At 66.6% G+C, this 26,480-nt stretch carries 26 protein-coding genes; 11 read left to right on the forward strand and 15 right to left on the reverse strand.

Features of this window, described 5'->3' with window-relative positions:
• Nucleotides 1–2: 2 nt before the first annotated feature.
• From GSQ76_RS22830 to GSQ76_RS22840, 3 genes are read right to left on the reverse strand one after another with little or no spacing between them, the layout of a single operon-like run.
• The gene (locus GSQ76_RS22830; RefSeq protein WP_158746416.1) at nt 3–260 is read right to left on the reverse strand and encodes a hypothetical protein; all 258 of its coding nucleotides are present in this window, start codon (nt 258–260) and stop codon (nt 3–5) included.
• Nucleotides 261–284: 24 nt separating this feature from the next.
• On the reverse strand, nt 285–1,856 hold the full coding sequence (locus tag GSQ76_RS22835) for a gamma-glutamyltransferase (RefSeq protein ID WP_158746417.1): 1,572 nt from the start codon (nt 1,854–1,856) through the stop codon (nt 285–287).
• 33 nt (nt 1,857–1,889) lie between these two features.
• A complete protein-coding gene (locus tag GSQ76_RS22840; protein ID WP_158746418.1) occupies nt 1,890–2,282 on the reverse strand; it encodes a hypothetical protein in 393 nt (130 codons plus the stop codon).
• Between the two features lie 147 nt (nt 2,283–2,429).
• On the opposite strand from GSQ76_RS22840, the gene GSQ76_RS22845 reads away from it, so the two are divergent.
• The 6 genes from GSQ76_RS22845 to tcuB all read left to right on the forward strand — a co-directional run bounded on the left by GSQ76_RS22845 (nt 2,430) and on the right by tcuB (nt 8,888).
• Complete coding sequence (locus GSQ76_RS22845) at nt 2,430–4,028, forward strand: ABC transporter substrate-binding protein (RefSeq protein ID WP_158746419.1); 1,599 nt, start codon at nt 2,430–2,432, stop codon at nt 4,026–4,028.
• 23 nt (nt 4,029–4,051) lie between these two features.
• Nucleotides 4,052–4,822, forward strand: a complete 771-nt coding sequence (locus tag GSQ76_RS22850) for an SDR family oxidoreductase (protein WP_158746420.1) — start codon at nt 4,052–4,054, stop codon at nt 4,820–4,822.
• Nucleotides 4,823–4,825: 3 nt separating this feature from the next.
• Nucleotides 4,826–5,923, forward strand: a complete 1,098-nt coding sequence (locus GSQ76_RS22855) for a malate/lactate/ureidoglycolate dehydrogenase (protein ID WP_158746421.1) — start codon at nt 4,826–4,828, stop codon at nt 5,921–5,923.
• Between the two features lie 114 nt (nt 5,924–6,037).
• Nucleotides 6,038–6,298 carry a hypothetical protein gene (locus tag GSQ76_RS22860; RefSeq protein WP_158746422.1) on the forward strand — a complete coding sequence of 87 codons (261 nt, stop codon included), beginning with the start codon at nt 6,038–6,040 and terminating at the stop codon, nt 6,296–6,298.
• A gap of 75 nt (nt 6,299–6,373) precedes the next feature.
• On the forward strand, nt 6,374–7,792 hold the full coding sequence (gene tcuA / locus GSQ76_RS22865; RefSeq protein WP_174247387.1) for an FAD-dependent tricarballylate dehydrogenase TcuA: 1,419 nt from the start codon (nt 6,374–6,376) through the stop codon (nt 7,790–7,792).
• Nucleotides 7,776–8,888: a tricarballylate utilization 4Fe-4S protein TcuB gene (tcuB, locus tag GSQ76_RS22870; protein ID WP_158746423.1), complete on the forward strand. Its 1,113-nt coding sequence runs from the start codon at nt 7,776–7,778 to the stop codon at nt 8,886–8,888. Before tcuA ends, tcuB begins: the two co-directional genes overlap by 17 nt.
• 4 nt (nt 8,889–8,892) lie before the next feature.
• On the opposite strand, the gene GSQ76_RS22875 is transcribed toward tcuB, so the two are convergent.
• From GSQ76_RS22875 to GSQ76_RS22905, 7 genes are all read right to left on the reverse strand, one after another.
• A complete protein-coding gene (locus GSQ76_RS22875; protein ID WP_158746424.1) occupies nt 8,893–9,735 on the reverse strand; it encodes a CoA ester lyase in 843 nt (280 codons plus the stop codon).
• Nucleotides 9,732–10,859 carry an anhydro-N-acetylmuramic acid kinase gene (locus tag GSQ76_RS22880; protein WP_158746425.1) on the reverse strand — a complete coding sequence of 376 codons (1,128 nt, stop codon included), beginning with the start codon at nt 10,857–10,859 and terminating at the stop codon, nt 9,732–9,734. Before GSQ76_RS22880 ends, GSQ76_RS22875 begins: the two co-directional genes overlap by 4 nt.
• Nucleotides 10,860–10,872: 13 nt before the next feature.
• Entirely contained in the window at nt 10,873–11,775 is a 903-nt protein-coding gene (murQ, locus tag GSQ76_RS22885) for an N-acetylmuramic acid 6-phosphate etherase (RefSeq protein WP_158746426.1), read from the reverse strand.
• Nucleotides 11,768–12,910 carry an N-acetylglucosamine-6-phosphate deacetylase gene (locus GSQ76_RS22890; protein ID WP_158746427.1) on the reverse strand — a complete coding sequence of 381 codons (1,143 nt, stop codon included), beginning with the start codon at nt 12,908–12,910 and terminating at the stop codon, nt 11,768–11,770. Before GSQ76_RS22890 ends, murQ begins: the two co-directional genes overlap by 8 nt.
• The gene (locus GSQ76_RS22895; RefSeq protein ID WP_158746428.1) at nt 12,907–13,953 is read right to left on the reverse strand and encodes an SIS domain-containing protein; all 1,047 of its coding nucleotides are present in this window, start codon (nt 13,951–13,953) and stop codon (nt 12,907–12,909) included. The genes GSQ76_RS22890 and GSQ76_RS22895 overlap by 4 nt, the downstream gene beginning before the upstream one ends.
• A 17-nt stretch (nt 13,954–13,970) precedes the next feature.
• Nucleotides 13,971–14,771: a type I methionyl aminopeptidase gene (gene map, locus GSQ76_RS22900; RefSeq protein ID WP_158746429.1), complete on the reverse strand. Its 801-nt coding sequence runs from the start codon at nt 14,769–14,771 to the stop codon at nt 13,971–13,973.
• A 96-nt stretch (nt 14,772–14,867) separates the two neighbouring features.
• The gene (locus tag GSQ76_RS22905) at nt 14,868–16,052 is read right to left on the reverse strand and encodes a D-alanyl-D-alanine carboxypeptidase family protein (RefSeq protein WP_158746430.1); all 1,185 of its coding nucleotides are present in this window, start codon (nt 16,050–16,052) and stop codon (nt 14,868–14,870) included.
• Nucleotides 16,053–16,338: 286 nt separating this feature from the next.
• On the opposite strand from GSQ76_RS22905, the gene GSQ76_RS22910 reads away from it, so the two are divergent.
• From GSQ76_RS22910 to GSQ76_RS22930, 5 genes are all read left to right on the forward strand, one after another.
• Nucleotides 16,339–16,812 (forward strand): phasin family protein, encoded by a 474-nt coding sequence (locus tag GSQ76_RS22910; RefSeq protein ID WP_158746431.1) that lies wholly within the window; start codon nt 16,339–16,341, stop codon nt 16,810–16,812.
• A gap of 198 nt (nt 16,813–17,010) precedes the next feature.
• Nucleotides 17,011–17,337 (forward strand): ATP-dependent Clp protease adapter ClpS, encoded by a 327-nt coding sequence (clpS, locus tag GSQ76_RS22915; RefSeq protein ID WP_158746432.1) that lies wholly within the window; start codon nt 17,011–17,013, stop codon nt 17,335–17,337.
• Between the two features lie 142 nt (nt 17,338–17,479).
• Nucleotides 17,480–19,831 carry an ATP-dependent Clp protease ATP-binding subunit ClpA gene (clpA, locus tag GSQ76_RS22920; protein ID WP_158746433.1) on the forward strand — a complete coding sequence of 784 codons (2,352 nt, stop codon included), beginning with the start codon at nt 17,480–17,482 and terminating at the stop codon, nt 19,829–19,831.
• Entirely contained in the window at nt 19,828–20,106 is a 279-nt protein-coding gene (locus GSQ76_RS22925; protein ID WP_158746434.1) for a DUF427 domain-containing protein, read from the forward strand. The genes clpA and GSQ76_RS22925 overlap by 4 nt, the downstream gene beginning before the upstream one ends.
• Before the next feature lie 87 nt (nt 20,107–20,193).
• Nucleotides 20,194–21,372 carry an MFS transporter gene (locus GSQ76_RS22930; RefSeq protein ID WP_158746435.1) on the forward strand — a complete coding sequence of 393 codons (1,179 nt, stop codon included), beginning with the start codon at nt 20,194–20,196 and terminating at the stop codon, nt 21,370–21,372.
• Here GSQ76_RS22930 and GSQ76_RS22935 read toward each other — a convergent pair.
• The 5 genes from GSQ76_RS22935 to GSQ76_RS22955 all read right to left on the reverse strand — a co-directional run bounded on the left by GSQ76_RS22935 (nt 21,369) and on the right by GSQ76_RS22955 (nt 26,413).
• On the reverse strand, nt 21,369–22,202 hold the full coding sequence (locus GSQ76_RS22935) for an ABC transporter permease (RefSeq protein ID WP_158746436.1): 834 nt from the start codon (nt 22,200–22,202) through the stop codon (nt 21,369–21,371). The two genes, GSQ76_RS22930 and GSQ76_RS22935, sit on opposite strands and share 4 nt — an antisense overlap.
• Complete coding sequence (locus tag GSQ76_RS22940; RefSeq protein WP_158746437.1) at nt 22,202–23,101, reverse strand: ABC transporter permease; 900 nt, start codon at nt 23,099–23,101, stop codon at nt 22,202–22,204. The genes GSQ76_RS22935 and GSQ76_RS22940 overlap by 1 nt, the downstream gene beginning before the upstream one ends.
• Entirely contained in the window at nt 23,098–24,156 is a 1,059-nt protein-coding gene (locus tag GSQ76_RS22945) for an ABC transporter ATP-binding protein (protein ID WP_158746438.1), read from the reverse strand. Before GSQ76_RS22945 ends, GSQ76_RS22940 begins: the two co-directional genes overlap by 4 nt.
• Nucleotides 24,157–25,326, reverse strand: a complete 1,170-nt coding sequence (locus GSQ76_RS22950; RefSeq protein WP_158746439.1) for an extracellular solute-binding protein — start codon at nt 25,324–25,326, stop codon at nt 24,157–24,159.
• Nucleotides 25,327–25,402: 76 nt separating this feature from the next.
• On the reverse strand, nt 25,403–26,413 hold the full coding sequence (locus GSQ76_RS22955; protein WP_216851239.1) for a LacI family DNA-binding transcriptional regulator: 1,011 nt from the start codon (nt 26,411–26,413) through the stop codon (nt 25,403–25,405).
• Nucleotides 26,414–26,480: the final 67 nt, after the last annotated feature.

A 26,480-nucleotide genomic window follows, 5' to 3' on the forward strand; every position in this document is an offset into this window, starting at 1 on the left:
TGTCAGTTCAGGCAAGGTTGAGGCACGTCGGCCCCATTTCCCAACGCCTGCACGCCGGGCATCGGGCGGAAGCCGTGCGCCTGGCAGGCCGACAGGCACATGCGCGACACCAGATAGTCGGCCGAACTGCCACCGCTATCCGGCAGTTCACAATCCACGGTGGCGCCGCTATGTGGGTTGACCATGACCATCTTCGGCCCGCTGGCGCAGCCGCCCAGTGTCAGCACGATGCAAAGCGCCGCCCATCGACGGGCCGTCATGCGGTGTAGGTCATCGGGTCACAATCATGCTTGGGCAATCGCCGCCGACCAGGGGGACATCACGTCGCTGATGCCGGTTCGCTCGCCGCCCTGCTGGTGGATCAGGTTGGGGCAGGCGAAGTTCACGGGGACGACGCTGTGCTGGACGACGTCCACCGCGCCATCCGCCTGCAGCGCCGCCAGGACCTCCGCGGGGAGCCGGGAATCCGCGTTTACGCTGCCCGGGTCGGACACGTCGATGCGCGGGTGATGCGCTGCGGCGGACGGGACCATGCCGAAATCCAGCGTGAAGGCCAGCATCTGCGCCACCGCAGCCATGATCCGCCGGCCACCGGATGCGCCAGCCGCGATCATCGGCGCCCCGGCCTTGCTGACGATCACGGGCAGCATATTGGTCAACGGCCGCTTGCCGGGTGCGGCGGAGTTCGGCTGGCCCGGGCGCGGGTCGAACCACATGACGCCGTTGTTCATCAGCACGCCGGAGCCAGGCAGCACCACGCGACTCCCCATGGAGGACAGCAGCGTCGTCGTCATCGCGACCATCGTGCCGTCCGCATCGCAAACGCTCAGATGGGTAGTGCAGCTTTCGGCCGCCTTGGGCTCAGACTCGCCAAGGCCGGCCAGGCGCTCGGCATAGGCATCTTTCATCACCCGGGCCAATGCGGCGAACCAGGCGGCATCGGGCGCGGCACCGCGCGGCACGTCGCGCATCCCTTCCAGCACCCGGGTGAAGGTCGGCCCGGCAGTCAGCCCGGTCGGCAGTTGGATGCTGCGGCCACCCCACTCGACAGTGGTGGCGGGCAGGATGCGTGCCTCGCAGCGGCGCAGATCCTCCGCCGTCAGCAGCGCGCCGACGGTCTTGAAGTCGGCGGCCAGCGTGGCGGCGACGTCGCCCTCGTAAAAATCCCGCAACCCGGCGTGCGACAGCCGCTCCAACGTCTCGGCCAAATTGCCCTGGCGGAAATACCCGGGCGAGCCCTGATACGGCGGCACTGGCGGCAGCCCGCCAGGCAGGTATATCGCCGCACTCTCCTCATACAGCTTCAGCACCGAGGCCGAACTCGCCACCTTCAGCGTGGTGAACCAGTCCTGCGACAGGCCGCGCCGCGCCAGCGCGATCGCCGGGGCAATCACGTCGGACAGCGGCAGCACGCCCCAGCGGCCGTGCATGTGCGCATATCCGGCAACGGCGGATGGGATGGTGAAGGAGTGCGGGCCGTGGATGTTGGCGTTGCCCACCACCTCCGGCCAGGCGAACAGATCGTTCGTCATCCGCCCGGTCAGCTGGAACGCATCCGGCTGCAGGGCGGCGGGCGCCACCGGGCCAAAATCCACCGTCTCCGCCGACGCCTGCCCGGCGCGATGCACCAGGGCGAAGCCGATGCCGCCCAGGCCGGAGTTCCAGGGCTCCGTCGTGGCCAGCGCCAGGGCGGTGCCGACCGCGGCGTCGATGGCGTTGCCGCCGGCGTCCAGGATGGCGACCCCGGCCATGGCGGCGTCGGCGGATTGCGACACCACCATGCCCCGGCGCCCTGTGGCGGCCGGCTTGGTGACGGACCAGTGTTGCGTGGTGTGGGGTGGCGGCTCGTATCTCATGACGCGGATGCTATGCCGCCGCGCCGCCGCTTTCTAGCGCCGATCCAGTAGCAGGGTCGTGATCGCGGTCGTTGCGGTGCGGCAGATCGCAACCAGCGCAATCAGCCACAGCCCGTCCGAAATCAGCGAGCTGGCCGAGTAATAGGACCCGCTCAGATACACATCATGTGGCACATGGTTGCGAACGTTCTGCAGCAGATCGGCGGCCGGCCCCTCCAGCGTGATAGCCTCCAGCGCCTTCGGCACGGCCCACCAGATGATCCCCGCCAGAATGAACAGTGGCGCCAGCAATTCGCCGATCTGCTCGCCAAACACCAACGCGGCGTTCAACACCGACCACACGGCGAGGCGGGCGTAGCGCCCCAGTTGCGGCAGGAAAGCCGGGGGTAGCGGCTCGTCCTCGATGTCCAAATGGCTGTAGCTCATCGGCGGGCCCTCCGGGTCGGTCGGGCGGAGCCATCGCATAACGGGGCCTGCCGGGCAACGGAAACCTCTCGTCTGGCGCGAGAGTTGCTCTCGTCTGGCGCGAGAGTTGCTTAGGAACGAAACAAACCTGAAGAGGAAACGTCCCTTATGCATGCCATTCGCCTGGCCGCTGCCCTGTTGCTGTCCACTGCGCTGTGCGCGGGCGCAGCGCAGGCCGCGGACGACACGCTGCGCATCGGCATGACCGCCTCCGACGTGCCAACCACGACGGGCGCGCCGAATAACGGCTTCGAGGGCGTGCGTTTCCTCGGCTACCCGATCTTCGAGGGGCTGGTGCTGTGGGACCTGTCGCCGACCGGCAAGCCCGCCGTACTGCGCCCCGGCCTGGCGACAAGTTGGGAACAATCCGCCGACAAGCTGACATGGACGTTCCACCTGCGCCCCGGCGTCACCTTCCACGACGGCACCAAGCTGGATGCGGATGCCGTGGTCTGGAACCTGGACCGCTTCTTCAAGACCGACAGCCCGCAGTTCGAGGCCGCTGGGTCCGGCCTCATGCGCGCGCGGGTGCCGGTGCTGGATACCTACCGCAAAGTCGACGACATGACGGTGGCGATCACCACGCGCGTCCCGGCGTCCTATTTCCCCTACCAGGCCGTCTACATCCTGTTCACCTCCCCCGCATCCTACGAAAAGGCCGGGCATGATTGGGGCAAGGTCGCCCTGCTTCCGCCGGCCGGCACCGGGCCGTTCCGCATCGACAGCGTGGTGTCGCGCCAATCCGTGACGCTGGGCCGGTGGGACAATTACTGGGATGCCGGGCACAAGGCGAAAATCGGCCACGTCCTGCTGCTGCCCATTCCGGAGGCGAATACCCGGTTGGCCGCCCTGCGCAATGGGCAGGTGGACTGGATCGAGGTGCCCCCGCCCGACGGCATCGCCTCGCTGAAGCAAGCCGGTTTCGTGGTCACCACCGGGTCCTACCCGCATGTCTGGCCTTGGTTCTTCGGCCTGGGCGAGAACAGCCCCCTGCGCGACGTGCGCGTGCGCCAGGCCCTGAACTACTGCGTCGACCGCGATGGCCTGGTGAGCCTGCTGAACGGCACGGCCGAACCGGCCGTTGGCTGGCTGAAGCCGTCCGACCCGAATTTCGGCAAGCCGGAAAACCATTACGGCTTCGACCCGGCGAAGGGTAAGGCGCTACTGGCTGCCGCCGGGTTCACCGCCACCAAGCCGCTCTCGTTCAAGGTGATGATCAGCAACAGCGGCAGCGGCCAGATGGTGCCCCTGCCGATGAATGAGTTCCTGCAGGAGAACCTCGCCTCGGCCTGCGGGGTGAAGGTGGAGTTCGACGTGGTGGAGTGGCAGGTGCTGCTGACCGCCAGCCGCCAGGCGCCAGATAGCCCGACACTGAAGGGCGCGATCGCGTTGAACACCAGCTCCCCCTCCTCCGACGCCGGAATCCTGGCGCGGTATTTCCTCGCCAGCAGTTGGTCCCCCGCCGGCTTCAACTGGGAGCATTGGAAGGACGACCAGTTCGAAGCCGCCATGACCGCCCTGTCGGAGGCAACCGACCCAGCCGCCATCGCCGCCGCCTACCAGAAGGCGCACGAGCGGTTGGTCGATGATCCGCCCTGGCTGTATGTCGTGCACGACCTGAACCCGCGCGCGATGAGCAAGCGGGTACACGGGTTCGTTCCCGTTCAAAGCTGGTTCGTCGACCTCACAGCCGTCAGTCTGGAGTAGTCGCCAACTAAAAGGAGGATTCGATGGATCGTGTGGTTTGGGTCACCGGGGCTGGCAGCGGGATCGGCCGCGCCACCGCCGTCGCATTCGCCAAGATGGGCGCGCGGGTCGCATTGACCGGGCGGCGAACGGAGGCTTTGGCCGACACCGCCGCCATGATCGGCGACGCCGCCATCGTGGTCGCCGCCGATTTGTCCGACCCGGCGGAGATCACTCGCGCGCATGCGGCCGTCGTCGCCAGCCTGGGCCCGGTGGAGGTCCTGGTGAACAACGCCGGCAGCAACACCAGGCATCGCCATTGGCACGAGCTTGCGCCCGAGGCGATGGCGACCATGATGGACGTGAACCTGCGTGCGCCATTTCTTTGCAGCATGGCGGTGCTTCCGGCCATGCGGGAAAGGAAGACGGGAACACTGATCCACATTGCTTCCGTCTCCGCCGTCACGATGTTCCCCGCCTCAGGCCCGGCCTACGGGGCGTCCAAGGCCGGGGTGAGCATGATGAGCGCCCATCTGAATGCGGAGGAAGGCATTCACGGTATCCGCTCCATCTGCATCAACCCGGGCGAGGTCGCGACGGAGATTTTGGACCGCCGGCCGAAGCCACCCTCGGCAGAGGATCGGGCGCTGATGCTGCATGCCGACGATATTGCTGCGGCTGCGGTGTTCGCTGCCTCCTTGCCAGGACGTGCGACGGTCGCTGATATGACGATCCTGGCGACCGACAATCAGATCTGGCGGCCGTTCGCCCGGGGAATCGCCCAAACAGCCGTCCAAGCAAACGCCAAAGGATAACCCATGGCCGACCTGCCGACCCAATCTGTCCCAGTCGCCACGCTGCAGGACTTCATCGCCGCCATCTTCGCCAAGGCCGGCACCAGCCAGGAGGAAGGCGAGCGCATCGCCCACCACCTGATCGGCGCCAACCTCGCCGGCCATGACAGCCACGGTGTGATCCGCGTGCCGCGCTACGTGTTCTGGCTGCAGAACGGCTCGGTCGTCGCCGGGCGCACGTTGGAGGTGGTGAAGGAAAGCGCCACCCACGCGGTGCTGGATGGTGGTTATGGGTTCGGCCAAACGATCGGGCCGCTGGCCGTCGACATGGGCATCGCCAAGGCCCGCGAGGCGGGCATGGCGGTGATCGCGCTGCGCAACTCCGGACATATCGGACGCATCGGCGATTGGGCGGAGCGAGCGGCCCGGGCCGGGCTCGTGTCGCTCCACTTCGTGAACGTTGCCGGTGGCGAGTTGGTGGCGCCCTTCAACGGTGTCGACCGTCGTTTCTCCACCAACCCGATGTGCATCGGCGCGCCGCAGCCCGGCACCGATCCGCTGATCCTGGATTTCGCCACCTCCACCGTGGCGGAGGGCAAGGTGCTGGTCGCCTCCAACGGCGGCAAGCCGCTGCCGCCCGGCGCGCTGATCGATCCGGACGGCACGCTCTCCACCAACCCGGAATCGCTCTACGGGCCGATTGCGGGGACCAGTCTGCGCGACTCGGCCAATGGTGCCGGGGCGCTACGGGCTTTCGGGGATCACAAAGGATCCGGTATCGCATTCATGTGCGAGATCCTGGCCGGGTGCCTGACCGGCGGCGCAACCTCCGGCCCCATCCCCGGGGGCCGCCGGGGGCGCATCGCAAACGGAATGCTGTCGATCTACTTGGACCCGGGGCATTTCGGCGCCCAACATTTCGCTGAAACCGCGCGGGAATACGCGCTGTATGTCAAGGCATCCCGCCCGGCCGTGCCGGATACCGAGGTGCTGATACCCGGTGAGCCGGAAGCTCGGACCCGCGCCACCCGTCAACGCGATGGGATTCCACTCCAACTCGGCACATGGGCTGCGATTCTCGAGACGGCTGAGAAACTGGGCATTTCCACACCAGCGTTCTAAAATCGCGTCGAGTTGTAGAATAATAAAGAATACAACCGCGCTGCGCTGAGGTAACATAACCGTAAGGTCGCTGGAGCAACCCTTCGGCCAGAATGATCGGGAAGTGCGTTAATAATGACAGACACAAAAGGTCGTCCCGTCGAGAACGCTTCCCTTGCAGCCGAGCGTCGGCGGCCTGGCCGCCGCGCTGTTCCCGCAGAACTGATCCCGCTGCTTCGGAAGCCGGCCGGGGACGGTGTGCTGTTCGAGCCATTGGAGCCCGATGTTGCGCTGCGACCCGGCCAGGATCCGGTGGCACCGGTGCGCGGGATCGCGATGAGCCTGCTATTCTCTGTCCCGTTCTGGGGCCTGGTCGGGCTAGCCCTGCATCATTGACCATCCTTGAGACGATTATAACGCGGTGCTAACCGGAAGCAGTGCTGCGAAGGTGACGCCAAGCTGTTGAGCCCTATGCCGGTCGTCCCTGTTTCGGTGCCGATCTCCGATCGATATGACGTGCTGGTGGTCGGCGGCGGAAATGCCGCCCTCTGTGCTGCCATCAGCGCCCGCCGCGAAGGCGCTTCCGTTCTGGTGCTGGAAGCCGCACCGAAATTCTACCGCGGTGGTAACACGAGGCACACCCGGAACATGCGTTGCGCGCATGATAGCGCCACCGACACGCTGTCCGGTCCCTATTCCGAAGAAGAGTTCTGGGACGACCTGCTGCGTGTAACGGGCGGCCGCACCGACGAAACCCTGGCAAAGATGATGATCCACGAGAGCAAGGACATGCTCCACTGGATTGCAGGCCAGGGCGTCCGCTTCCAGCCCTCGCTGGGTGGCACGCTCAGCCTCGGCCGCACCAACTCGTTCTTCCTCGGCGGCGGCCGCTCCATGCTGAACGCGCTGTATTTCACCGCCGAGCGGCTGGGTATCGACATCCGTTACAACGCGGAGGTCACCGCGCTGGACATCCAGGATGGGCACTTCCTGTCCGCCACCGCGCGGATCGACGGCGTCGAGACGACGGTAAACGCCGGGTCGCTGGTGACGGCCTGCGGCGGCTTCGAGGCGAATATCGAGTGGTTGAAGGAAGGCTGGGGCGAGATCGCCGAGAACTTCCTCATCCGCGGCACACCCTACAACCGCGGCACCGTGCTGCGCATGCTGATCGACCACGGCGCCGAACAAATCGGCGACTCCACACAATGCCACGCCGTTGCCATCGATGCCCGGTCGCCAAAATTCGACGGCGGGATCATCACCCGGCTGGATTGCGTGGTGTTCGGCATCGTGGTGAACAGGCTGGCCGAACGCTTCTACGACGAGGGCGAGGATGTCTGGCCCAAGCGCTACGCCATCTGGGGCCGCCTGGTTGCCAAGCAGCCGGACCAGATCGCCTACATCATCTTCGACGCCCCATCCCTTCGGATGTTCATGCCGTCGCTCTACCCGCCAATCCAGGCCAGCAGCATCGCCGCGCTGGCCGGCGAACTCGGGCTGGACCCGGCGGCGTTGCAGGCAACGGCCGACGGCTTCAACGCCGCCGTGCGCCCCGGCACGTTCAACCACACCATCCTGGACGATTGCCGGACCGAGGGGCTGACCCCGCCCAAGACCCACTGGGCCCGCCGGATCGAAACGGCGCCGTTCTACGCCTACCCGGTTCGGCCCGGGATCACCTTTACCTATCTAGGCACCCGCGTGGACAAAGACTCGCGCATCGCCATGGCATCCGGCCGCCCATCCTCCAACATGTTCGCCGCCGGGGAGATCATGGCGGGCAATGTGCTGGGCCAGGGCTACGCCGCCGGCATCGGCATGACGATCGGCAGCGTGTTCGGCCGCATCGCGGGTCGGGAGGCCGCCAGGAATGCACGCAACCGCTGATCTGACCGAGGCGGACCGGCTGATGACGGTCTGCAATTCCTGCCGCTATTGCGAGGGGCTGTGTGCTGTATTCCCGGCCATGGAAATGCGGCGCGGCTTTGCCGATGCCGATCTGAACTACCTGGCCAATCTCTGCCATTCCTGCGGCGCCTGCTATTACGACTGCCAGTTCTCCCCGCCGCACGAGTTCAATGTGAACGTGCCAGCGACGCTGGCAGCGGTGCGGGCGCAGTCCTATGCGCACTACGCATGGCCAGCCGCTATGGCCCCGATGTTTGCGCGCAACGGCCTGGCGATGGCGGTCGCGACCGCGCTAGGCGTGGCCCTGTTCCTGCTGGGCTTCGCCGCCGCGAACGACACCGCGGCCCTATTCGGCCGCCACACCGGCCCCGGCGCGTTCTATGCGCTGATGCCGCACAATGCGATGGCGCTGCTATTCGGCGCGGCCTTCCTCTACGCGATCCTGGCGCTCGGCATGGGCGTCCGCCGCTTCTGGCGCGACACTGGCGAGCCCACCTCGCGACCCGGCGTGCTGCGCTGGTTATGGCAGGCGCTGAAGGACTCTGCCTCGCTCCGCTACCTCGATGGCGGCGGCGTCGGCTGCATGAACGAGGACGACCGGCCAACCGATACGCGCCGGCTGTATCACCACCTGACGGCCTATGGCTTCATGCTCTGCTTCGCCTCCACCTCGGTCGCCACGCTGTATCATTACCTCCTCGGGCGGGAGGCGCCGTTTGCCTGGTGGGACGTGCCGGTCGTGCTGGGCACGTTAGGTGGCGCCGGGCTGGTGGTGGGCACCGCCGGACTGTTCGCCGCCAAGCTGAAGCGCGACGTCGCCACACGCGACGAGACCCATCGCGGCATGGAGCACGCCTTCATCGCCATGTTGTTCGCCACCGGGCTGACCGGACTGCTGCTGCTGCTGTTCCGCACGACGGGTGCGATGGGCGTTCTGTTGGCGATCCATTTGGGCGTCGTATTCGCCCTGTTCGTCACCATGCCCTACGGCAAGTTCGTCCACGGCATCTACCGCTTCGCCGCCCTGCTCCGCTACGCGAAGGAGCGGGATGAGATGGTGCACGCCGCGGAGTAGCGGGTTATCGCACCCGGGCCAGCAGGCGCCGGGCGCGTTCGACGATCGGCAAATCGACCATCTTGCCCTCGAAGGTGAAGGCTCCCACTCCGCGTGCGGCCTGTTCCTCGTAGACCGCGATCATCCGGCGTGCGGCATCCAGTTCGGCCTCGCCTGGGGAAAATGCGGCATTCAGGACCGGCACGACGTTCGGGTGAATGCAGGTGGCGCCATCGAAACCGAGCGCCCGCGCCTCAGTCGCGCTGGCAGTAATCCCTTCGACATCCTGGAAGTTCGCGACCGACCGCATCAGCCCGACCGACAGCAACCCGGCGGATTTAGCAGCCAAATTCACCATTTGCTTCGGCAACCGCAGCAACTCCGGGCTTGGCTCTGCCCCCATCGCGGTCGCGAGGTCCTCTCCCCCGGTAATGAGCGCCAGGTTCCGCGGCGTGGCCATCGCGATCGGCCGCGCATCTAACACGGCCGCCGGGTCCTCCAGCACGGGAACGAAGCGCAGGGCCGGGCGGCCGAGCGACGCCTCGATTGGGGTTAGCCACTCCGCCAGCGCACGCAGCGCCGCCGGATCGCGCGTTTTGGCCAGCAGCACGCCATCCGCTCCGGCACGACAGGCCGCTTCGACGTCTTGGCGATGCCGCTCCGGCTCCGAATTCACCCGCACCATGATTGTCGCCCCGCCCTTCCGTACGATCGGCACGGCGTCGGCCAGGGCGGCCCGGGCAGCGTCCTTCTCCGCCTCGGCCACACTGTCCTCCAAGTCCAGGATGATGGCGTCGGCACCACGCTCGGCCGCCTTTGCGACGAAGCGCGGTGCAATGGCGGGGACATACAACCAGGAACGGATCATGCGACGGCCCTTCGTGACAGCGTGCCGCCGGTCATGACCGTGGGCACGCCCGTGGTGTTGGGAAAGCTGATGGGCAGGCCGCGCAGCGTGCGCACGGCGAGGAAGGCAAAGCACTCGGCCTCGATCGCGTCACCTCGCCAGCCAGCCTCCTCCGCCATGATCGTCTCGACCCCCGCCCGTATGCGCAGCGCCTGCAAAATGGCCGGGTTCTTGCGCCCGCCACCACAAACGATGAGACGGGTGGGTCGCTGGGGCAAGAGGTCCAGCCCCCGCCCAACCGCCGCCGCTGTGAAGGCAGTGAGCGTGGCGGCGCCGTCTTCCAGGCTCAGCCCCTCGGCCATGTCGGCCTGGAAGCTGAAGCGATCCAGCGACTTGGGATAGGCCGCGGTGAAGAACGGGTGGTCCAGCAACCGGGCCAGCCGCGCCTCGTCCACCTGGCCGGCAAAGGCCAGCGCCCCTTCGCGATCCATGCCGTTCCCAGTGGCGCGTTCCACCCAATCGTTGATCGGGGCGTTAGCCGGCCCGGTGTCGAACGCTGCCAACGAACCGTCGGTCCCACGCCAAGTCAGGTTGGCAACGCCGCCAAGGTTCAGCACCGCGGTGGAGGCAGGCGCGCCCAAGGATCGCAGTAGCGCCGCATGGTAGCTGGCCGAAAGCGGCGCCCCCTGCCCGCCTGCCCGCACGTCGGCGGTGCGGAAATCATGCACCACGTCAATTCCAGTCATTGCCGCCATCAACGCGCCGTCGCCTAGTTGGCGGGTATCACCGATGCGGCCGGGTTGCGGCGGCCGATGGAGCACGGTTTGGCCGTGGAACCCGATGACCGCGATGTCCGCCGGTGACAGGCCGCACTCCGCCAAAAACTGCGTCACGGCAGCGGATTGCGCCCGGGTCAGCGCGTCCTCCGCCTGACGAAAGATCGCCGGGTCGGGGCCGCTGAACTGCCAGGCAGCGGCATCGGCCAGGGCCTGTGCCAGGACGGGGCGGATGTCCGGCGGATAAGGGGCCAGGATCCAGGGTCCGAATTCCTGCACCGTCTCCCCGTCGGTGCGCACCAGCGCCACGTCGATATTGCCGTCCAGTACGGTGCCCGTCATCAACCCTACGGCCCAGACCGGATCCATGGCAGCCTCCCTTCTATCTGGCGGCGATAGCCCGGCGCACGAACCCGCCAGCCTCTTCCAGTCGCCTGTCTGCATCCGCCGCATCGAGTCCCGCCAGTAGGGCGACGATCGCCGGCTTCACCCGGTTGCCCGCCGCCGCCAGGGCTGCAGCGGCAATCGGTTCGTCGGCGCCAGTGATCTCCTGCACCATGCGCAGCGCCCGGCGCCGGAGCTTCGCGTTGGTGGCGCGAACATCCACCATCCGTGCGCCATACGTTTTCCCCATCGCGATCATCACGGCGGTGCTGAGCGTGTTCAGCGCAATCTTCTGCGTCGTGCCCGCCGTCATCCGGGTGCTGCCGGCCACGATTTCCGCCCCGGTCAGGATCTCGACCGCCATCTCCGCGGCTTCGGCTGCCGGGCTGTCCGGGTTGTTGACGATGGCGACCGTCAAAGCGCCCACCCCACGCGCATGACGCAGCCCGCCGACGACGTACGGCGTCCGGCCCGACGCAGCGATCCCGACCACGCAATCCCCGGGCGCCAATCCGTGCTGGCCCAACGCGAGTGCCGCGGCATCCGGGTCGTCCTCCGCGCCCTCTGCAGCGTGGATCATCGCATTGGGGCCACCCGCCAGCAGCGGCACGACCAGGCCCGGCGGCGCGCTGTAGGTCGGGGCCAGTTCGGCCGCATCCAGCGTCGCCAACCGGCCAGGCGTGCCTGCGCCCAGGTAAAACAGCCGCCCGCCCGCCAGCATCCGCGTCGCCACCGCCTCTGCCGCGGCAGCCAGTTGCGGCTCGGCCCGGGCCAGGGCGACCTGCGCCTCCCGCTCCGCTTCCAGCAATACGCCGACCAGCGCGGCGGGGCTGCGCTGATCCAGATCCTCCAGCCCCGGGCGAACGCCTTCCGTGCCCAGGCGATCCAATGTGTCAGACATCCGGCACCTCCACCCCGCCGATCCAGACCCGGCGCGGCATCCAATCGGCATCCCACCACACCAGGTCTGCCAGCGCGCCGGGCGCAATGCGACCCAAATCGGGCCGGCGGATGGCGTCGGCAGCAGCCTCCGTTGCGGCATACATCACGGTGGCGGGCTCGATCCCGGCCGCGATCATCCGCCGCACGCCCTCATCCAGCACAATCCCTGCGCCGCTGATCGTCCCGTCCAGCCGGCGGCCCAGCCCGGTGTCGTCCCCCCGCACCGGCATCCCGCCGAAATCCAGCGTCGTGCCTGGCGGCAACCCGGCGATGACAATCGAGTCGGTCACCGCCACCAGCCGCTTCCCCGCGGCCTGGAACGCCAGGCGACACGCGATCGGGTCCACGTGCTGGCCATCGACGATGAGGCAGCAGGCCAGCCGTGCGTCCGTCAGCGCCACGCCGGGCAACGCAGGGTCGCGATGGCCCAGCGGCCGCATGGCGTTGAACAGATGCGTCACCATGCTCGCGCCAGCATCGATACCGGCCAGCACTTGCGCCGCATTGGCATCCGAATGGCCCAGCGACACCACCACGCCCGCTGCCACGAACCGCCGGATTGCCTCCAGCGCATGGGGGCGCTCGGGCGCCAAGGTGACCGTGCACAGGCCGCGCGGAATGGCCAACAAGGCGTCCACCACACCCGGCTCGGGATCGGCCAGCCAATCCTGCCGATGCGCGCCGCGCTTGGCCGCGGCCAGAAACGGGCCTTCCAAATGCGTGCCCAGGATCCGCGTGACCGGCGATCCGGCCCATTCCTCCTGCCCTACCGCAATGCGACCCAATGCGGCCAGGATATCGGGGATTGGCGCGGTGATGATGGTCGGCTGCACCGAGGTCACGCCACGCGCCGCCAGCCCGGTCAATACCGTGCTCCACCCCGGACCATCGGCCGCCGCGAAATCGACGCCGAACGCGCCGTTATTGTGCAAATCCAGCAACCCAGCCGTCAGCACTCCACCGGACAGCGCGTTCGCGTCCGGCAACGCACCCGGCGACACCCTGACGATGCGCCCATCCGCGATGTCGACAGTCGCCGGACCCGTCCAGACACCACCCGGCGCCAGCAGCGCCGGCACGGCAAGCCGCGTCACATCGTGTCCGTGATCTTGCGGATGCTGCGAGGCGCGTCCGGGTTTTCGCCGCGAATCAATGCCAGATGAATCGCCAGCAACTGGAACGGCAGGATCTCCAGCAGCGGCGACAACTCCTCCGGCGCGCCCGGCGGCAATACAAACCCGGCATCCGCCTGTGCCACGGCCTCCTGCGACCCGACCACGAACAGATCCGCCCCTGCAGTCCGGATCCTCGGCAACACCTGCTCCATCGCCGCCCCCGCCACGCCCGACGGCACGATCGCCAGCACCGGGATCTGCGCGTCCAGCATCGCCAGCGGACCATGCAGCAGATCTGCTCCGGAAAATGCCTGGGCGGAAATGTAGCTGGTCTCCATCAGCTTCAGCCCGGCCTCGCGCGCCGTTGGGTAGGCATAGCCACGGCCCGTCAGCACCATGCGCTGAGCGAACCGGTAGCGCGTTGCCAGCGGCGCCAGGTCCGCCTTGGCCAACAAAGCCTCCCCCAGATCCGGCACCCGATCGGCCGCCGCCCCGGTGCGGCCGCGGATATGGTCCACCAGCAGATACAGCGCCAGCAATTGCGCGGTGTAGGATTTGGTCGCCGCGACCGCCCGCTCCGTGCCCGCGCCGACGTCCAGATGCAGCTGCGCCGCCCGGGCCAGCGGCGAGTCGGCGGTGTTGGTCACCGCGATCGTCAGCGCCCCGCCGCGCCGCCCGGTCTCGACGGTGCGAACCAGGTCCGGCGAGTGCCCAGACTGGCTCACCACCAGCAGCAGCACGTCGCGCATGTGCGGCTGGGTCGCATACGCCGTCATGGTGGAGGGCGAGACCAACCCGGCCGGCAGACCCAGCAGGATCTCAACCAAGTACTTCGCATACAGCGCCGCATGGTCCGACGTGCCACGCGCAGCCAGCAGCACGAACCGCGGCGGGTGTGCGGCAACTTTGGCGGCAACGGTGGCGAACTCGGCGCGCCGGGCCAGCAGGGCGCGCCACAGTCGCGGCTGCTCGGCGATATCGGCCGCCATCAGCTCGCCGGCCGGCACGCCCTCGGCGGTCATGTCCGCCTCAGTCCCGACTAGACATAGGGCGGCTTGGTATATCCCGCCGGCGACATGGTGAAGATCTCGCACCCGTCCTCGGTCACGCCGACCATGTGTTCGAACTGAGCGGACAGGCTGCGGTCGCGCGTAACCGCGGTCCAGCCGTCATCCAGCACCTTCACCTCGGGGCGCCCGGCGTTCACCATCGGCTCGACGGTGAAGAACATGCCCGGGCGCAGCACCGCACCCTCCCCCGGACGGCCGAAATGCAGCACGTTCGGTGCCTCGTGGAAGCGCCGGCCGATGCCGTGGCCGCAGAAATCCCGCACCACGCTGAACCGCTGGGACTCGACGTAGCTTTGGATCGCATGGCCCACATCGCCCAGCGTGCGCCCGGGCTTGATCGCCGCGATGCCCCGCATCAGCGACTCGTACGTCACATCCATCAGCACCCGTGCGCGCGTGCCGGGCTGCCCGGCAACGTACATCCGGCTGCTGTCACCGAACCAGCCATCCAGGATCACGGTGACATCGATGTTGAGGATATCGCCCTCGATCAGCCGCCGCTCGCCAGGGATGCCGTGGCAGACCACGTGATTGATCGAGATACAGACCGATTTCGGATAGCCGCGATAATTCAGCGGCGCCGGAGTGCTGTCATGGTCGACGATGTATTCGTGGCACAATTTGTCCAGATGGCCCGTCGTGACACCCGGCTTCACATGCTCGGTAATCATGTCGAGCGTCTCGGCCGCAAGGCGCCCCGCGGCGCGCACGCCGGCGAAATCGTCCTTCCCATACAGGGTGATGCGCCGCCCGTCCGTGCCGCCGTCCATTTCAGCCCCGCTTACACCCATCCAGACTGCTGAAAATGCGCAAGCTACTCGCCCGGCGCAAGACCAAGCCGGGCAGCTATGTCGATCTAGCCCAAATCAGCCGCGCGGATGGGCCTGCGATGTGCTGGCCGTGGATCGGCCATTGCGGCTCGGGCGAACCAACGGCCGCAACTCCGGCTCCGGCCGGTTGCGCACCCGGCGCTCGCTTTCCTGGACACGCACCGGCTGTAGACGCGCCGGGGCCGCACGACGCTCGCCGCCGCGAGGCATCGCGCGCATGGGCATCTCGGCCTCGCGCTCCCGCACAAACGTGCGGGCGCCGGCGTAATGCACCACCGGACGAGCACCCCGGTGCCAGGTCGGCGGCATCGAGGACGCGGGGAGCGTCGCAGCTGAGGCGGCGGCGATCAGACCCTGCGACCGGGGACGTCGCGGTTCCTCATGCGTGATCGGCACGCCCATTCGCTCGAACCCGGCGTCGAGCAGGGAGGCCATGTGGGTATCACGCTCCCAACCATTCTGCGCGCCCAACACGACCCCGATCATCCGGACATCGCCGCGAACGGCGGAGGTCACCAGGTTGCAGCCGGACGCATCGATATAGCCGGTCTTCAGCCCGTCTGCCCCGGGATAGGTCTGCAGCATACGGTCATGGTTCGGGATCACCCGGCCATGGAACACGAAGGAGGGGACGCTGAAATAATGATATTCCTGCGGGTAATCCTGGATCAGGTGCCGGGCCAGCAGCGCCAGGTCGCGCGCCGTGGTGGTCTGCTCCAGATCGGGCAGGCCGGATGCATTGCGGAACGTGGTCCGGCTCATCCCCAGGGCGCGGGCCCGCAGGGTCATCATCTGGGCAAACCGGTCTTCGTCGCCGCCCATTAGCTCACCCAAAGCGGAGGCCGCGTCGTTGGCGGACTTCGTCACCAGGCCGAACAGCGCCTGCTCCACCGTAATGGACGTGCCCGGCACCAGCCCGAGCTTGGACGGCGGCATCGAGGCGGCATGGGGTGACACCGGAACCAGTTCGGTCAGGCTGACGCGCCGATCGCGCAGGGCCTCGAATAGCATATAGATGGTCATCATCTTGGTGAGGCTGGCCGGATAGCGCGGCTCGTCCGCATTCGCGGCGGACAGAACCTGGCCGGACGCAGCATCCATCACCATGGAGGCGTACCGGGCGGAGCCAACCTGCGCGGCGGCCTGCTTGGTCGGCATCATCGCCAGAAGGACAACAAGGCACGGCACTCCGCGTAGTCCAATCCGCAACCAGCGCAGCATGCCCGAATTCCCCACGTACGACGTTTGCACCCTAAATGCTCGCCCGACGGTATGTCCAGCAAAGACCAACTGTTTCGATGCGATGCCAGGATGTTACGCGACGAATTTGGTTTCTTAGGTCCTGAACACCCTGAAAAGATTAATTGTGCAGCGCACAATTTTTGTTGACTGGGTCGTCACTCCTCTCATACACGAATATTGTGTTGCAGTGCAGCACGGTCACAGACGCCGAAGTTCAAAGAAACTGCCCGGCGGGACGATCAGCCACAACGGAGAGACGTAAAAAATGAGCACGACGATGACCAACGAAAATATTGACCGCACCGTTTCCGGCCTCAAGGACGGAATGGCCGGCGCCACCGCCGGGCTGGAGCAGGCGCAGGCCACCATGCGTGATGGCATGCAGAAGGCCATGAAGTCCGCCGAGGAGATGTTCTCCTTCGGCCAGGGCAACCTTGAAGCCGTTGCCAAATCCAGCCAGATCCTGGCGACCGGCATGCAGACCATGACGCAGAACTTCGCCGCGGTGGCCAAGGCCTCCATGGACGAAACCATGAGCATGTTCAAGGCGATGTCCGGCGTGAAGTCCATCAAGGACGTTATGGACCTGCAGACCAGCCTAATCCGCAGCACCATGGAGAAGGCCGTCTCCCAGACCGGGCAGATCACCGACACCTCCATGAAGCTGTCGGAGCAGGTTTTCGCTCCCATTACCGCCCGCATGACTTTGGCAGCAGAGAAGTTCGGCCGCGTCGGCTGATTTCTGGCCAAGCGCCTCTGGCGCCCCGCCGACTGGAAGGCCCGGGTTCATACCCCGGGCCTTTTTTTCTGTCCGGGCGCCGTAAAACTGGCCGGATCGCACTCCGCGGCCGGTCAAACGAACAGGGGCCTTTTCTGGCGCGCCGCCATTCCGATATGGTCGCACTATGAAAAGTCACGCGGCCCGGACTAACCCCTGATGAGCGATACGGACAAACGAGACGGCGACGGCCCAGGAATCGGCACCGTTACCAAGACACGGCCGAAAACCCGCAAGCCGGCCTTGTATAAAGTCTTGATGCTGAACGACGACTATACGCCCATGGAGTTCGTCGTGCATGTGCTGGAGCGCTTCTTCCAAAAGACGCGGGACGAAGCGACGCGCATCATGCTGCACGTCCATCGCCGCGGCGTCGGGGTCTGCGGCGTCTTCACCTACGAGGTCGCCGAAACCAAGGTGACCCAGGTCATGGACCTGGCCCGGCAGAATCAGCATCCCCTGCAATGCACGATCGAGAAAGAATGAGGGCTGCAAACTTCCCCCAGCACTCCCATGTCTGTGTCATGTCAACTCGATGAAACCGGCTGCACGTTGTTTGCGAACAAGGCTCGACAAGCCTGCGATTTGAGCGTGACGTAGTAGCCGGACGAAGGAGCAGCGTACCCCCATGCTGTCACGTAATTTAGAACAGACGCTGCACCGTGCTCTGTCGTTCGCCAGCGAGCGGCGGCATGAATACGCCACGCTCGAGCATCTTCTGCTTGGCTTGGCCGATGATACCGACGCCGCCACGGTCTTGCGCGCCTGCGGCGTGGACCTGGACAAGCTACGTCAGGAACTCGGTGAGTTCCTCGACAAGGACCTGCCCGGCCTTGCGACCGATCGCCCCGGCGACCCGAAGCCCACCGCCGGCTTCCAACGGGTCGTCCAGCGTGCTGCGATCCACGTTCAAAGCTCGGGCCGCGACGAGGTGACGGGCGCCAACGTGCTCGTCGCCCTGTTCAGTGAGCGGGAGAGCCATGCCGTGTATTTCCTGCAGTTGCAGGACATGACCCGCCTGGACGCGGTGAACTTCATCAGCCACGGCATCGCCAAGGCCCCAGGCCGCCAGCCTGCCCGTCCGCCCGCGGCCGAAAAGCCCGAGAGCGGCAATGGCCCCGAGAACGAGCGCGAGGAGAAGGGTGCCCGCCGCAACCAGGACGCGCTGTCCACCTACTGCGTAAACCTGAACAAGAAGGCGACGGCTGGGAAGATCGACCCGCTGATCGGGCGCGAGATGGAGATCGAGCGCACGATCCAGATCCTGTGCCGCCGCACCAAGAACAACCCCCTGTACGTGGGCGACCCCGGCGTCGGCAAGACCGCCATCGCCGAGGGCCTGGCCAAGCGCATCGTCGAGGGCGACGTGCCGGAGGTGCTGATCAAGAGCACCATCTTCTCCCTGGACATGGGCGCCCTATTGGCCGGCACCCGCTACCGTGGTGATTTCGAGGAGCGGCTGAAGGCGGTTGTGACCGAGCTTGAGGCGCAGCCGAACGCTGTGCTGTTCATCGACGAGATCCACACCGTCATCGGCGCCGGCGCCACCAGCGGCGGCGCGATGGATGCGTCCAACCTGCTGAAGCCGGCCCTGGCCAGCGGCACCATGCGGTGCATCGGGTCCACGACCTACAAGGAGTATCGCAACTACTTCGAAAAGGACCGCGCCCTGGTGCGCCGGTTCCAGAAGATCGACGTGAACGAGCCGTCGATCGAGGACGCGATCAAGATCCTTCGTGGCCTCAAGACCAACTACGAGCGCCATCACAAGGTCCGCTACACCGACGAGGCGATCCGCGGTGCGGTGGAACTGGCGGCGAAGTATATTAACGATCGCAAGCTGCCGGACAAGGCGATCGACGTGATCGACGAGGTCGGCGCCAGCCGGATGCTGCTGCCCGAGGGCAAGCGCCGCAAGACCGTCACCCTGCGCGACGTGGAGGAAGTGGTCGCCAAGATCGCGCGCATCCCGCCCAAGAGCGTGTCCGCCGACGACAAGGAGACGCTGCGCAACCTGGAGCGTGACTTGAAGGCGATGGTGTTCGGCCAGGACAACGCGATCGAAGCGCTGTCCGCCGCCATCAAGCTGAGCCGTGCCGGCCTGCGCGAGGCGGAGAAGCCGATTGGCAACTACCTCTTCAGCGGCCCGACCGGTGTCGGCAAGACGGAAGTCGCGCGCCAACTTGCCTCCACGCTGGGGATCGAACTGATCCGCTTCGACATGTCCGAGTATATGGAGCGGCATAGCGTCTCCCGGCTGATCGGTGCCCCGCCGGGCTACGTGGGGTTCGACCAGGGCGGCCTGCTGACCGACGGGATCGACCAGCATCCCCATTGCGTGCTGCTGCTGGACGAGATCGAGAAAGCGCACCAGGACCTGTTCAACATCCTGTTGCAGGTGATGGACCACGGCAAGCTGACCGACCACAACGGTAAGTCAGTAGATTTCCGCAACGTGATCCTGATCATGACCACCAATGCCGGCGCGTCCGATATGGCAAAAGAAGCCATCGGGTTCGGCCGTACCGAGCGGCAGGGCGAGGATGAGGAAGCGGTCAAGCGCCTGTTCACCCCCGAATTCCGCAACCGCCTCGACGCTATCATCCCGTTCGCCGGGCTGACGGAAGAGACGGTCGGTCGCGTCGTCGAGAAGTTCGTCATGCAGCTTGAGGCCCAGTTGGCCGACCGCAACGTGACGATCGAGCTATCCTCCGGTGCCAAGGAGTGGCTGGCCGAGCGCGGCTACGACAAGCTGTATGGCGCGAGGCCGCTGGCCCGCGTCATTCAGGAGCACATCAAGAAGCCGCTGGCCGAGGAATTGCTGTTCGGCAAGCTGGTCAAGGGTGGCTCGGTCAAGGTCAACCTCGTCGAAGGCAAGCTCGTGTTCGACGTGGCGGAAGCCGCGCTGAAGGATCAGCCGAAGCCCGAGAGCGGCGGCGACGAAGGCGGGACCGAGCGCGAGCCGGAAGAAGTCGAATGAAGGCGACCTGGAACGGCACCACCATTGCCGAAAGCGACGACATCGTGACGGTGGAGGGGAACGCCTACTTCCCCGCCGCCGCCGTGGTGCCCGGCGTGCTGAAGCCGTCCACCCTCACCAGCGTGTGTCCCTGGAAGGGCACGGCGCATTATTACTCGCTCGATGTGGGCGGCGCGATGAACGAGAACGCGGTCTGGTTTTATCCGGAGCCAAAGACGGCTGCAGCAGAGATCAAGGATCGCGTAGCGTTCTGGAAAGGCGTCAAGGTCAGCTAGGCGGACCTTCCCCACCAAACTGAGGGTTGAACCCGGCGCATCCGGCGGCCATTCTATTGTGCACTGCACAATGGATTGCGAGACGTGATGCGCCTTCCCCTCCTTGCCCTCGCTGTCGCGGCCTTCGGAATCGGCACGACCGAATTCGTCATCATGGGCCTGCTGCCCGAGGTCGCGCAGACCCTGGCCGTGACCATTCCACAGGCCGGTTTGCTGGTGACCGGCTACGCGCTCGCAGTGGCGTTCGGCTCACCCTTGGTCGCCATCGCCACCGCTCGCCTGCCCCGGCGACAAACGTTGCTGGGTTTGATGGGCATCTTCATCGTCGGTAACACGCTGTGCGCCCTGGCGCCGAACTATTGGTCGCTGATGGGCGCCCGGGTCGTCACGGCGCTGGCGCATGGGGCATTCTTCGGCATTGGCTCCGTCGTGGCGACGCAGGTAGTCCCGCGCAACCAACGCGCCCAGGCGATTGCGCTCATGTTCATGGGGCTGACGCTCGCCAACGTCACAGGGGTTCCGCTCGGCACATTGCTGGGCCAGGCCTTCGGCTGGCGGGCGACCTTCTGGGCCGTATCGCTGATCGGCGTAGCCGCGGTGGCGGCGCTGTGGGTGTGGGTGCCGGCGATGCCCGTGGACAGGAGCGCAAACCTGCTGGCGGAATTCCGCACCCTTCGCCGGCCGCAAGTCCTGCTGGCGATGGGCATGAGCGTGTTGTCCTCGGTCAGCCTGTTCACCGCCTTCACCTACATCACACCGCTGCTGGAAACCGTCACCGGCCTCAGTGCTCACGCCGTCAGCCTGGTTCTGCTGGTGTTCGGTGCCGGGCTCACGATCGGCAACCTCGTCGGTGGTCGCCTCGCCGATTGGCGGCTGATGCCTGCCGTGTTGGCGCTGTTCGCCCTGCTGGTCGTCGTGCTGCTCGGCTTCTACGTCGCCAGCCCGATGCCGATTCCCGCCATCGCGGTGATGGTCGTCTGGGGCGCCACGACCTTCGCCATCGCCTCCCCGCTGCAAATGCGTGTGGTCGACCAGGCCGTTGACGGACCAAACCTGGCCGCCACGCTCAACCAAGGGGCGTTCAACCTGGGCAACGCCACCGGCGCTTGGATCGGCGCCATGGCGATCTCCGCCGGCTGGTCATACCGCGATCTCCCGTTGCTGGGCGCATTGGTCGCCATGCTCGGCTTCGGCGTGACGGCCTTGTCCTACATCCTGGAACGGCGCGCCGCCTGGAGCGAGGCGGGAGCCGCCGCCCGGGGCTAGGCCCGCTTCGCCCGGCCGACGATCTGGGTCGGATTGACGAAGCGCAGCGCCAGCACCAGCCAGACCAGCGTCGTCGCCATATAGATGACGGCCATGGCGTCGATCGACTGCACCGCCCGCACGCCGGCCGCGAACACCGCGTAATACAGCGCCACCACCAACGTCTGGCTGGTCGGCCCGGCGGTCAGAAACGTCAGTTCGAACATCGCGATGGTGCGCACCAGCACCAACAGCAGCGCAGCTAACACGCCCGGCAACAGCAGCGGCAGCAGCACGTGCAGGAACAGCCGCGGCGTGTTGGCGCCGAACACGCGGGCCGCCGCCTCGATCCGTGGGTCGATCTGTTCGATGAACGGGATCATCACCAGCACCACGAACGGCACCGTCGGCACCAGATTGGCCATCACCACGCCTGACAGCGACCCAGCGAACCCAGCCTGATACAGCACCGTCGCCATGGGAATACCGTAGGTGATCGGCGGGATCAGCAGCGGCAGCAGGAATAGCAGCATGACCAGCCGCTTGCCCGGGAAGTCCCGCCGGGCCAGCGCATAGGCAGCCGGAACGCCCAGCAGGCCGGAGATCAGCACCACCAGGAACACCGCCTCGAACGTCACGATCAGCACGTCGCCCAGTTGGAACTCGTCCCAGGCGGACCCGTACCAACGCGTCGTCCAACCCAGCGGCAACCAGGTGCCCAGCCAACGGGACGCAAAACTGTCCAGCACCACCGTCGCGATCATGGCGAACAGGTTCAGGATGAAGAAGCCAACCAATGCCCAAACCGCGGTTACCCACAGCCGCGCCAGCCAGGACGGGCGTTGAACCATCAGCCCTTCCCCCCGCTGGCACCACGATACAGAAGCCCTCGCCCGGCCAACACCACGACGACCACACCCAGTTGCACCGCGCCCATGATCATCGCGATGGCGGAGGCCAGGCCGTAATCATACTGCTCGAATGCAGCCTCGTAGGCGGCCAGCGAGATCACCCGCGTCGGCCCGGATGGTGCGCCCAGAAGAACGGCCGACGGAAACACGCTGAACGCCTGCACGAAGGACAGGCAGAAGGTGATCGCCAGGCCCGGCAACAACAGCGGCAGCAGAATGGTGCGGAACCGCGACGGCGCCCCGGCACCCAGCGTGGCGGCCGCGTTCTCCAACGCCGGGTCGACCCCGCTGACGTAGGACAGGGTCAGCAGGAAGGTAAACGGCAACCCGGTGATCAGCAGCGACAGGAACACGCCCCAATAATTATGCAGCAGCCGCACTGGCGAACTGATCAGATGCGCCGCCATCAAAGTGCGGTTGAACCAACCCTGCGGCCCCAAATAGTTCAGCAGCCCCTGGGCCACCAAAACCGTCCCCAAGGTGATCGGGATAACGAGGATGGTGGTCAGCACGCGCTGCCGCCGCATCAGCCGCACGCGCAACGCGATGGGAACGGCGATCAGCAGGTTCACCAACGTCACCGGCAACGCCAGGCGCAACGTGGACCAGATCGTGTCGTAGAGGAACGGATCGGAGAAGAACCGGCCATAATTGGCGAAGGCGCCGCCTTCCTTCGGCTGGAACGAAATCCACAGCCCGTACAGGAACGGATACACGAACAGCAGCAACAGAAACGCCGCGGCCGGCAGCATCAGCAGCGTCAATGTATCGACCCCGCGCGCCGCCAGGGACATCCGCAATCCGAGGCGCTGCGGCAAGCTGGGCGCCAAAGCGGTCATGCGAACACCAACGTCCGCTCGGGCGCCGGCCGCAAGCGGACGATGCTGCCGCGCGGCGCGCTGTGTTCGGAGTGGAATACCAACTCCGTCCCATCCGCCATGCGGGCAAACCCGGTATGGTCGCGCCCACGAAATTCGGTGGAGGTGACGGTCGCCACCAGCGCACCATCGTCGGACGCCACCAGATCCTCCGGCCGCACAGCCAGCACCGCTTCCGCACCCGGCGCCAGATCCTCGCGCAATTGCGCCACCACCGTCGCGTTCTCGACCGCCACGATCACCTGGTCGCCGTCACGCTGGGCCACGCGACCGGGCACGCGATTGCGAAAGCCCATGAACTCCGCCACGTCCAGATGGGCCGGGCGATTATACAACTCGTCCGGCGTGCCGACCTGGCGGACGGACCCATCGCGCAGCAACACGATCCGGTCGGCCAGGGACAGCGCCTCCTCCTGGTCGTGCGTCACGTAGATCGTCGTGCCCCCCATGGTCGTATGGATGCGCCGGATCTCCGCCCGCATTTCCAGCCGCAACTTGGCATCCAGGTTGGACAACGGCTCGTCCATCAGCACCAACGGCGGTTCCACCACCACGGCGCGGGCAATCGCCACGCGCTGCTGCTGCCCGCCCGAGAGCTGACCCGGCAGCTTATCCTCCTGCCCTTGCAGCCGCACCAGCGCCACCGCATCCGCCACCCGGCGCGCAATCTCCGCCTTTGACACGCGGCGCATCGTCAGGCCGAAGCCGATATTCTTTCGAACCGACATATGCGGGAACAGCGCGTAGTTCTGGAACACCATGCCGAAGCCGCGCTGCTCCGGCGGCAGGTTGTCGATGCGGCGATCGTCCAGGAAAATCCCGCCCCCCGTCGCCGGCAACAGCCCGGCCAGGCAGTTCAGCGTGGTCGACTTGCCGCAGCCGGATGGCCCCAGCAGCGCGATGAACTCCCCACGCCGGACCGTCAGCGACACGTCGTTCAGCGCGTTCATGGCGCCGAACTGGCGGCTCAGCCGGTCGAGCCGCAGCTCCCGAAAATCGGCGGCGTGGATTGCCATCTACTTGGTCTTCCGCGAACCGATCTGTTCGTCCCATCGGCGGAATGCGTAGACGATCGCGTCCGGATCCAGCGGAATTTCCTTCGGCGCACTGTCGATCCACTGGGCGTATTCGGGGCGGCCATACTCGGCGATCGCCTTCTGACTCTCCTCCGGCGCCATGCTCAGCGGCACGTCCTTCACCGCCGGGCCAGGGTAGAAATACCCCTCGTCATACGCCACCGCCTGCTGCGGCTTCTGCAACATGAAGCTCATCAGGTCGAGCAACACGGCCATCCGCTCGTCCGACACGCCCTTCGGCACGTACATGTACTGCGCGTCCACCACCCAGTGGAATCCCTGCAGCGCCTGCACCTTCACCTCCTTTGGCACGATGCCCAGCACGCGCGGGTTGATGTCCCACCCCGTGGTGCTGACGATCATGTCGCGCGAGCCATCGCCCAGTTCCTTCATCACCGCGGCGGTGCCGGTAGGGTAATATTCGATGCCGTGATCCATTTCCTGCAGGAACGCCCAGGTCTTGTCCCAGCCCTTCTGCGGATCCTTCGGGTTCGAATCGCCCAGCAGATACGGCAGCCCCATGATGAATGTGCGCCCCGGCCCGGAATTGGCCGGGCGGGCGTACATGAACCGGTTAGGATGCGCCTTCACCCAGTCCAGCAAGCCGGCCGCCGTCGTCGGCGGTGTCGGCACGCGATCCGGCGCATATTCCAGTAGCGGACCGGACGGGTAATACACCACGACGCAGCCCTGCCCCTTCGTCAATTGCTGCATCTGCCACGCTGGCTCCAGCAGGATGTCCTTCAGATTCGGCAGCGAGGCAGCATGGGCCGGGAACAACTCAGTCCAGATACCCTGCGCGATGCCGGACGACATGATGTCGGTCCCGCCCAGCACCATGTCGATGTCCAGCCGCTTGGCATCCTGCTGCGCCTTCAGCTTGCCGGGCAGTTCGGGTGCGGGCGCTTTGGTGAAGACGAAGCGCGACACCATCTCGGGCTTGGCCTTGCGATACGCCTCGAACGCCTTCTGCGTCAGCGCCAATGCGCCGCCCACATCGACGATGCTGATGGCCAGTGGCGATTTCGGCTTGGCGGTTTGGGCCATCGCCCCACCTGCCAATCCCACCGCCGCCCCTGCCAATACAGTCCGCCGTCCGATCAGCGCCATTCTCGTTCCCCCTACTCGGCGCCTGGTTGACCCGGCGTCCATTCATCTCAATGGTAGCGATACCACGAAAATCCCGTCAAGGGTCGCGAAGGTTCCGCGTCGACCCACGCTCCTCGATCCGGAACGGTATCGCGATGCGGCGCGGCCCCTCCTGCCCAGCCAGCCGGCCCAGCAGACAGCGCGCCGCGGTCCGGCCGATCTCCGCTCCATCGACGCTGACGGTGCTGATGGGCGGGTTCATCGCCCGCCCCACCTCCAGATCGCCGAACCCGCACACTGCCAGGTCGCCGGGCACTGCCACGCCACGCGACGCGGCCTCGATCATCGCACCCGCCGCCGCAGCGTCGGAGGAGCAGAACAGCGCGATCGGCTCACCGGGGGGCAGCAGCCGAGCCATGGCGTCGCGCCCCCCCTGCATGCTGGCGGGGGCGGACAGAACATGGTCCAGCAACAGGCTGCCCGTCGGCAACGCATCGGTGAAGCCGCGGCGCCGGGCCACGGCGCGCGGATCGTCCGCCCCGATCGCGGCAAACCGGCGGTAGCCCTGGCGTAGGAACATCGCCGCCACCGCCTGCCCCACGGCGCGATGGTCGAACCCCACGACCATGTCGGCGGGGTTGTCGATCAAGTCCCAGATTTCCACCACCGGCACGCCGGCCAGCGCCAAATGCCGGCGGGTGATGGGCGAGTGCTCGGTCCCGGTCAGCAGCAGCCCATCGGGCCGGCGGCCCAGGATGGCGGCGACCAGCGCTTCCTCCGACTCGGCGGGGCCATAACCGCTGAGCCCCAGCACGACGTGATACCCGGCCGCCCCCAGCGCGTCGGTGAAGCTGGCCAGGCTGGCGGCGAAGATCGGGCTGGCCACGGTCGGCACGATGGCGGCAACGATGCGAGACCGGCTGGATGACAGCCCACCCGCCAGCAAATTCGGCACATACCCCAGGGACGCGATCGCGGCCCGCACCCGCTCGGCCGTATCCGGCGCCACCCGCTCGGGCGAGTTGAGCACGCGCGACACGGTCATCGGGGCAACCCCCGCGGCCGCGGCGACGTCACTCAACTTCACCTGGGGGCGACGGATCGACACCGCGCCAGCCTAGCGAGGGCCGACCCGCCTGTCATGGCGCCTCAGCGAATGACGAAACTCAACGGCA

It is taken from the genome of Acidisphaera sp. L21 (genome assembly GCF_009765685.1).
Taxonomy (GTDB): Bacteria; Pseudomonadota; Alphaproteobacteria; order Acetobacterales; family Acetobacteraceae; genus LMUY01.

Excerpts from the sequence above, each read along its gene's own strand:
- murQ (WP_158746426.1), bottom strand. The coding sequence starts at position 11,775 with ATGTCTGACACATTGGATCGCCTGGGCACGGAAGGCGTTCGCCCGGGG.
- GSQ76_RS22940 (WP_158746437.1), bottom strand. The coding sequence starts at position 23,101 with ATGACCGCTTTGGCGCCCAGCTTGCCGCAGCGCCTCGGATTGCGGATG.
- GSQ76_RS22840 (WP_158746418.1), bottom strand. The coding sequence starts at position 2,282 with ATGAGCTACAGCCATTTGGACATCGAGGACGAGCCGCTACCCCCGGCT.
- GSQ76_RS22845 (WP_158746419.1), top strand. The coding sequence starts at position 2,430 with ATGCATGCCATTCGCCTGGCCGCTGCCCTGTTGCTGTCCACTGCGCTG.
- GSQ76_RS22875 (WP_158746424.1), bottom strand. The coding sequence starts at position 9,735 with ATGATCCGTTCCTGGTTGTATGTCCCCGCCATTGCACCGCGCTTCGTC.
- GSQ76_RS22855 (WP_158746421.1), top strand. The coding sequence starts at position 4,826 with ATGGCCGACCTGCCGACCCAATCTGTCCCAGTCGCCACGCTGCAGGAC.
- GSQ76_RS22860 (WP_158746422.1), top strand. The coding sequence starts at position 6,038 with ATGACAGACACAAAAGGTCGTCCCGTCGAGAACGCTTCCCTTGCAGCC.
- GSQ76_RS22935 (WP_158746436.1), bottom strand. The coding sequence starts at position 22,202 with ATGGTTCAACGCCCGTCCTGGCTGGCGCGGCTGTGGGTAACCGCGGTT.
- clpS (WP_158746432.1), top strand. The coding sequence starts at position 17,011 with ATGAGCGATACGGACAAACGAGACGGCGACGGCCCAGGAATCGGCACC.
- GSQ76_RS22905 (WP_158746430.1), bottom strand. The coding sequence starts at position 16,052 with ATGCTGCGCTGGTTGCGGATTGGACTACGCGGAGTGCCGTGCCTTGTT.
- clpA (WP_158746433.1), top strand. The coding sequence starts at position 17,480 with ATGCTGTCACGTAATTTAGAACAGACGCTGCACCGTGCTCTGTCGTTC.
- GSQ76_RS22910 (WP_158746431.1), top strand. The coding sequence starts at position 16,339 with ATGAGCACGACGATGACCAACGAAAATATTGACCGCACCGTTTCCGGC.
- GSQ76_RS22925 (WP_158746434.1), top strand. The coding sequence starts at position 19,828 with ATGAAGGCGACCTGGAACGGCACCACCATTGCCGAAAGCGACGACATC.
- map (WP_158746429.1), bottom strand. The coding sequence starts at position 14,771 with ATGGACGGCGGCACGGACGGGCGGCGCATCACCCTGTATGGGAAGGAC.
- GSQ76_RS22930 (WP_158746435.1), top strand. The coding sequence starts at position 20,194 with ATGCGCCTTCCCCTCCTTGCCCTCGCTGTCGCGGCCTTCGGAATCGGC.
- GSQ76_RS22850 (WP_158746420.1), top strand. The coding sequence starts at position 4,052 with ATGGATCGTGTGGTTTGGGTCACCGGGGCTGGCAGCGGGATCGGCCGC.
- GSQ76_RS22830 (WP_158746416.1), bottom strand. The coding sequence starts at position 260 with ATGACGGCCCGTCGATGGGCGGCGCTTTGCATCGTGCTGACACTGGGC.
- GSQ76_RS22895 (WP_158746428.1), bottom strand. The coding sequence starts at position 13,953 with ATGACCGCCGAGGGCGTGCCGGCCGGCGAGCTGATGGCGGCCGATATC.
- GSQ76_RS22835 (WP_158746417.1), bottom strand. The coding sequence starts at position 1,856 with ATGAGATACGAGCCGCCACCCCACACCACGCAACACTGGTCCGTCACC.
- GSQ76_RS22945 (WP_158746438.1), bottom strand. The coding sequence starts at position 24,156 with ATGGCAATCCACGCCGCCGATTTTCGGGAGCTGCGGCTCGACCGGCTG.
- GSQ76_RS22950 (WP_158746439.1), bottom strand. The coding sequence starts at position 25,326 with ATGGCGCTGATCGGACGGCGGACTGTATTGGCAGGGGCGGCGGTGGGA.
- tcuA (WP_174247387.1), top strand. The coding sequence starts at position 6,374 with ATGCCGGTCGTCCCTGTTTCGGTGCCGATCTCCGATCGATATGACGTG.
- GSQ76_RS22880 (WP_158746425.1), bottom strand. The coding sequence starts at position 10,859 with ATGGATCCGGTCTGGGCCGTAGGGTTGATGACGGGCACCGTACTGGAC.
- tcuB (WP_158746423.1), top strand. The coding sequence starts at position 7,776 with ATGCACGCAACCGCTGATCTGACCGAGGCGGACCGGCTGATGACGGTC.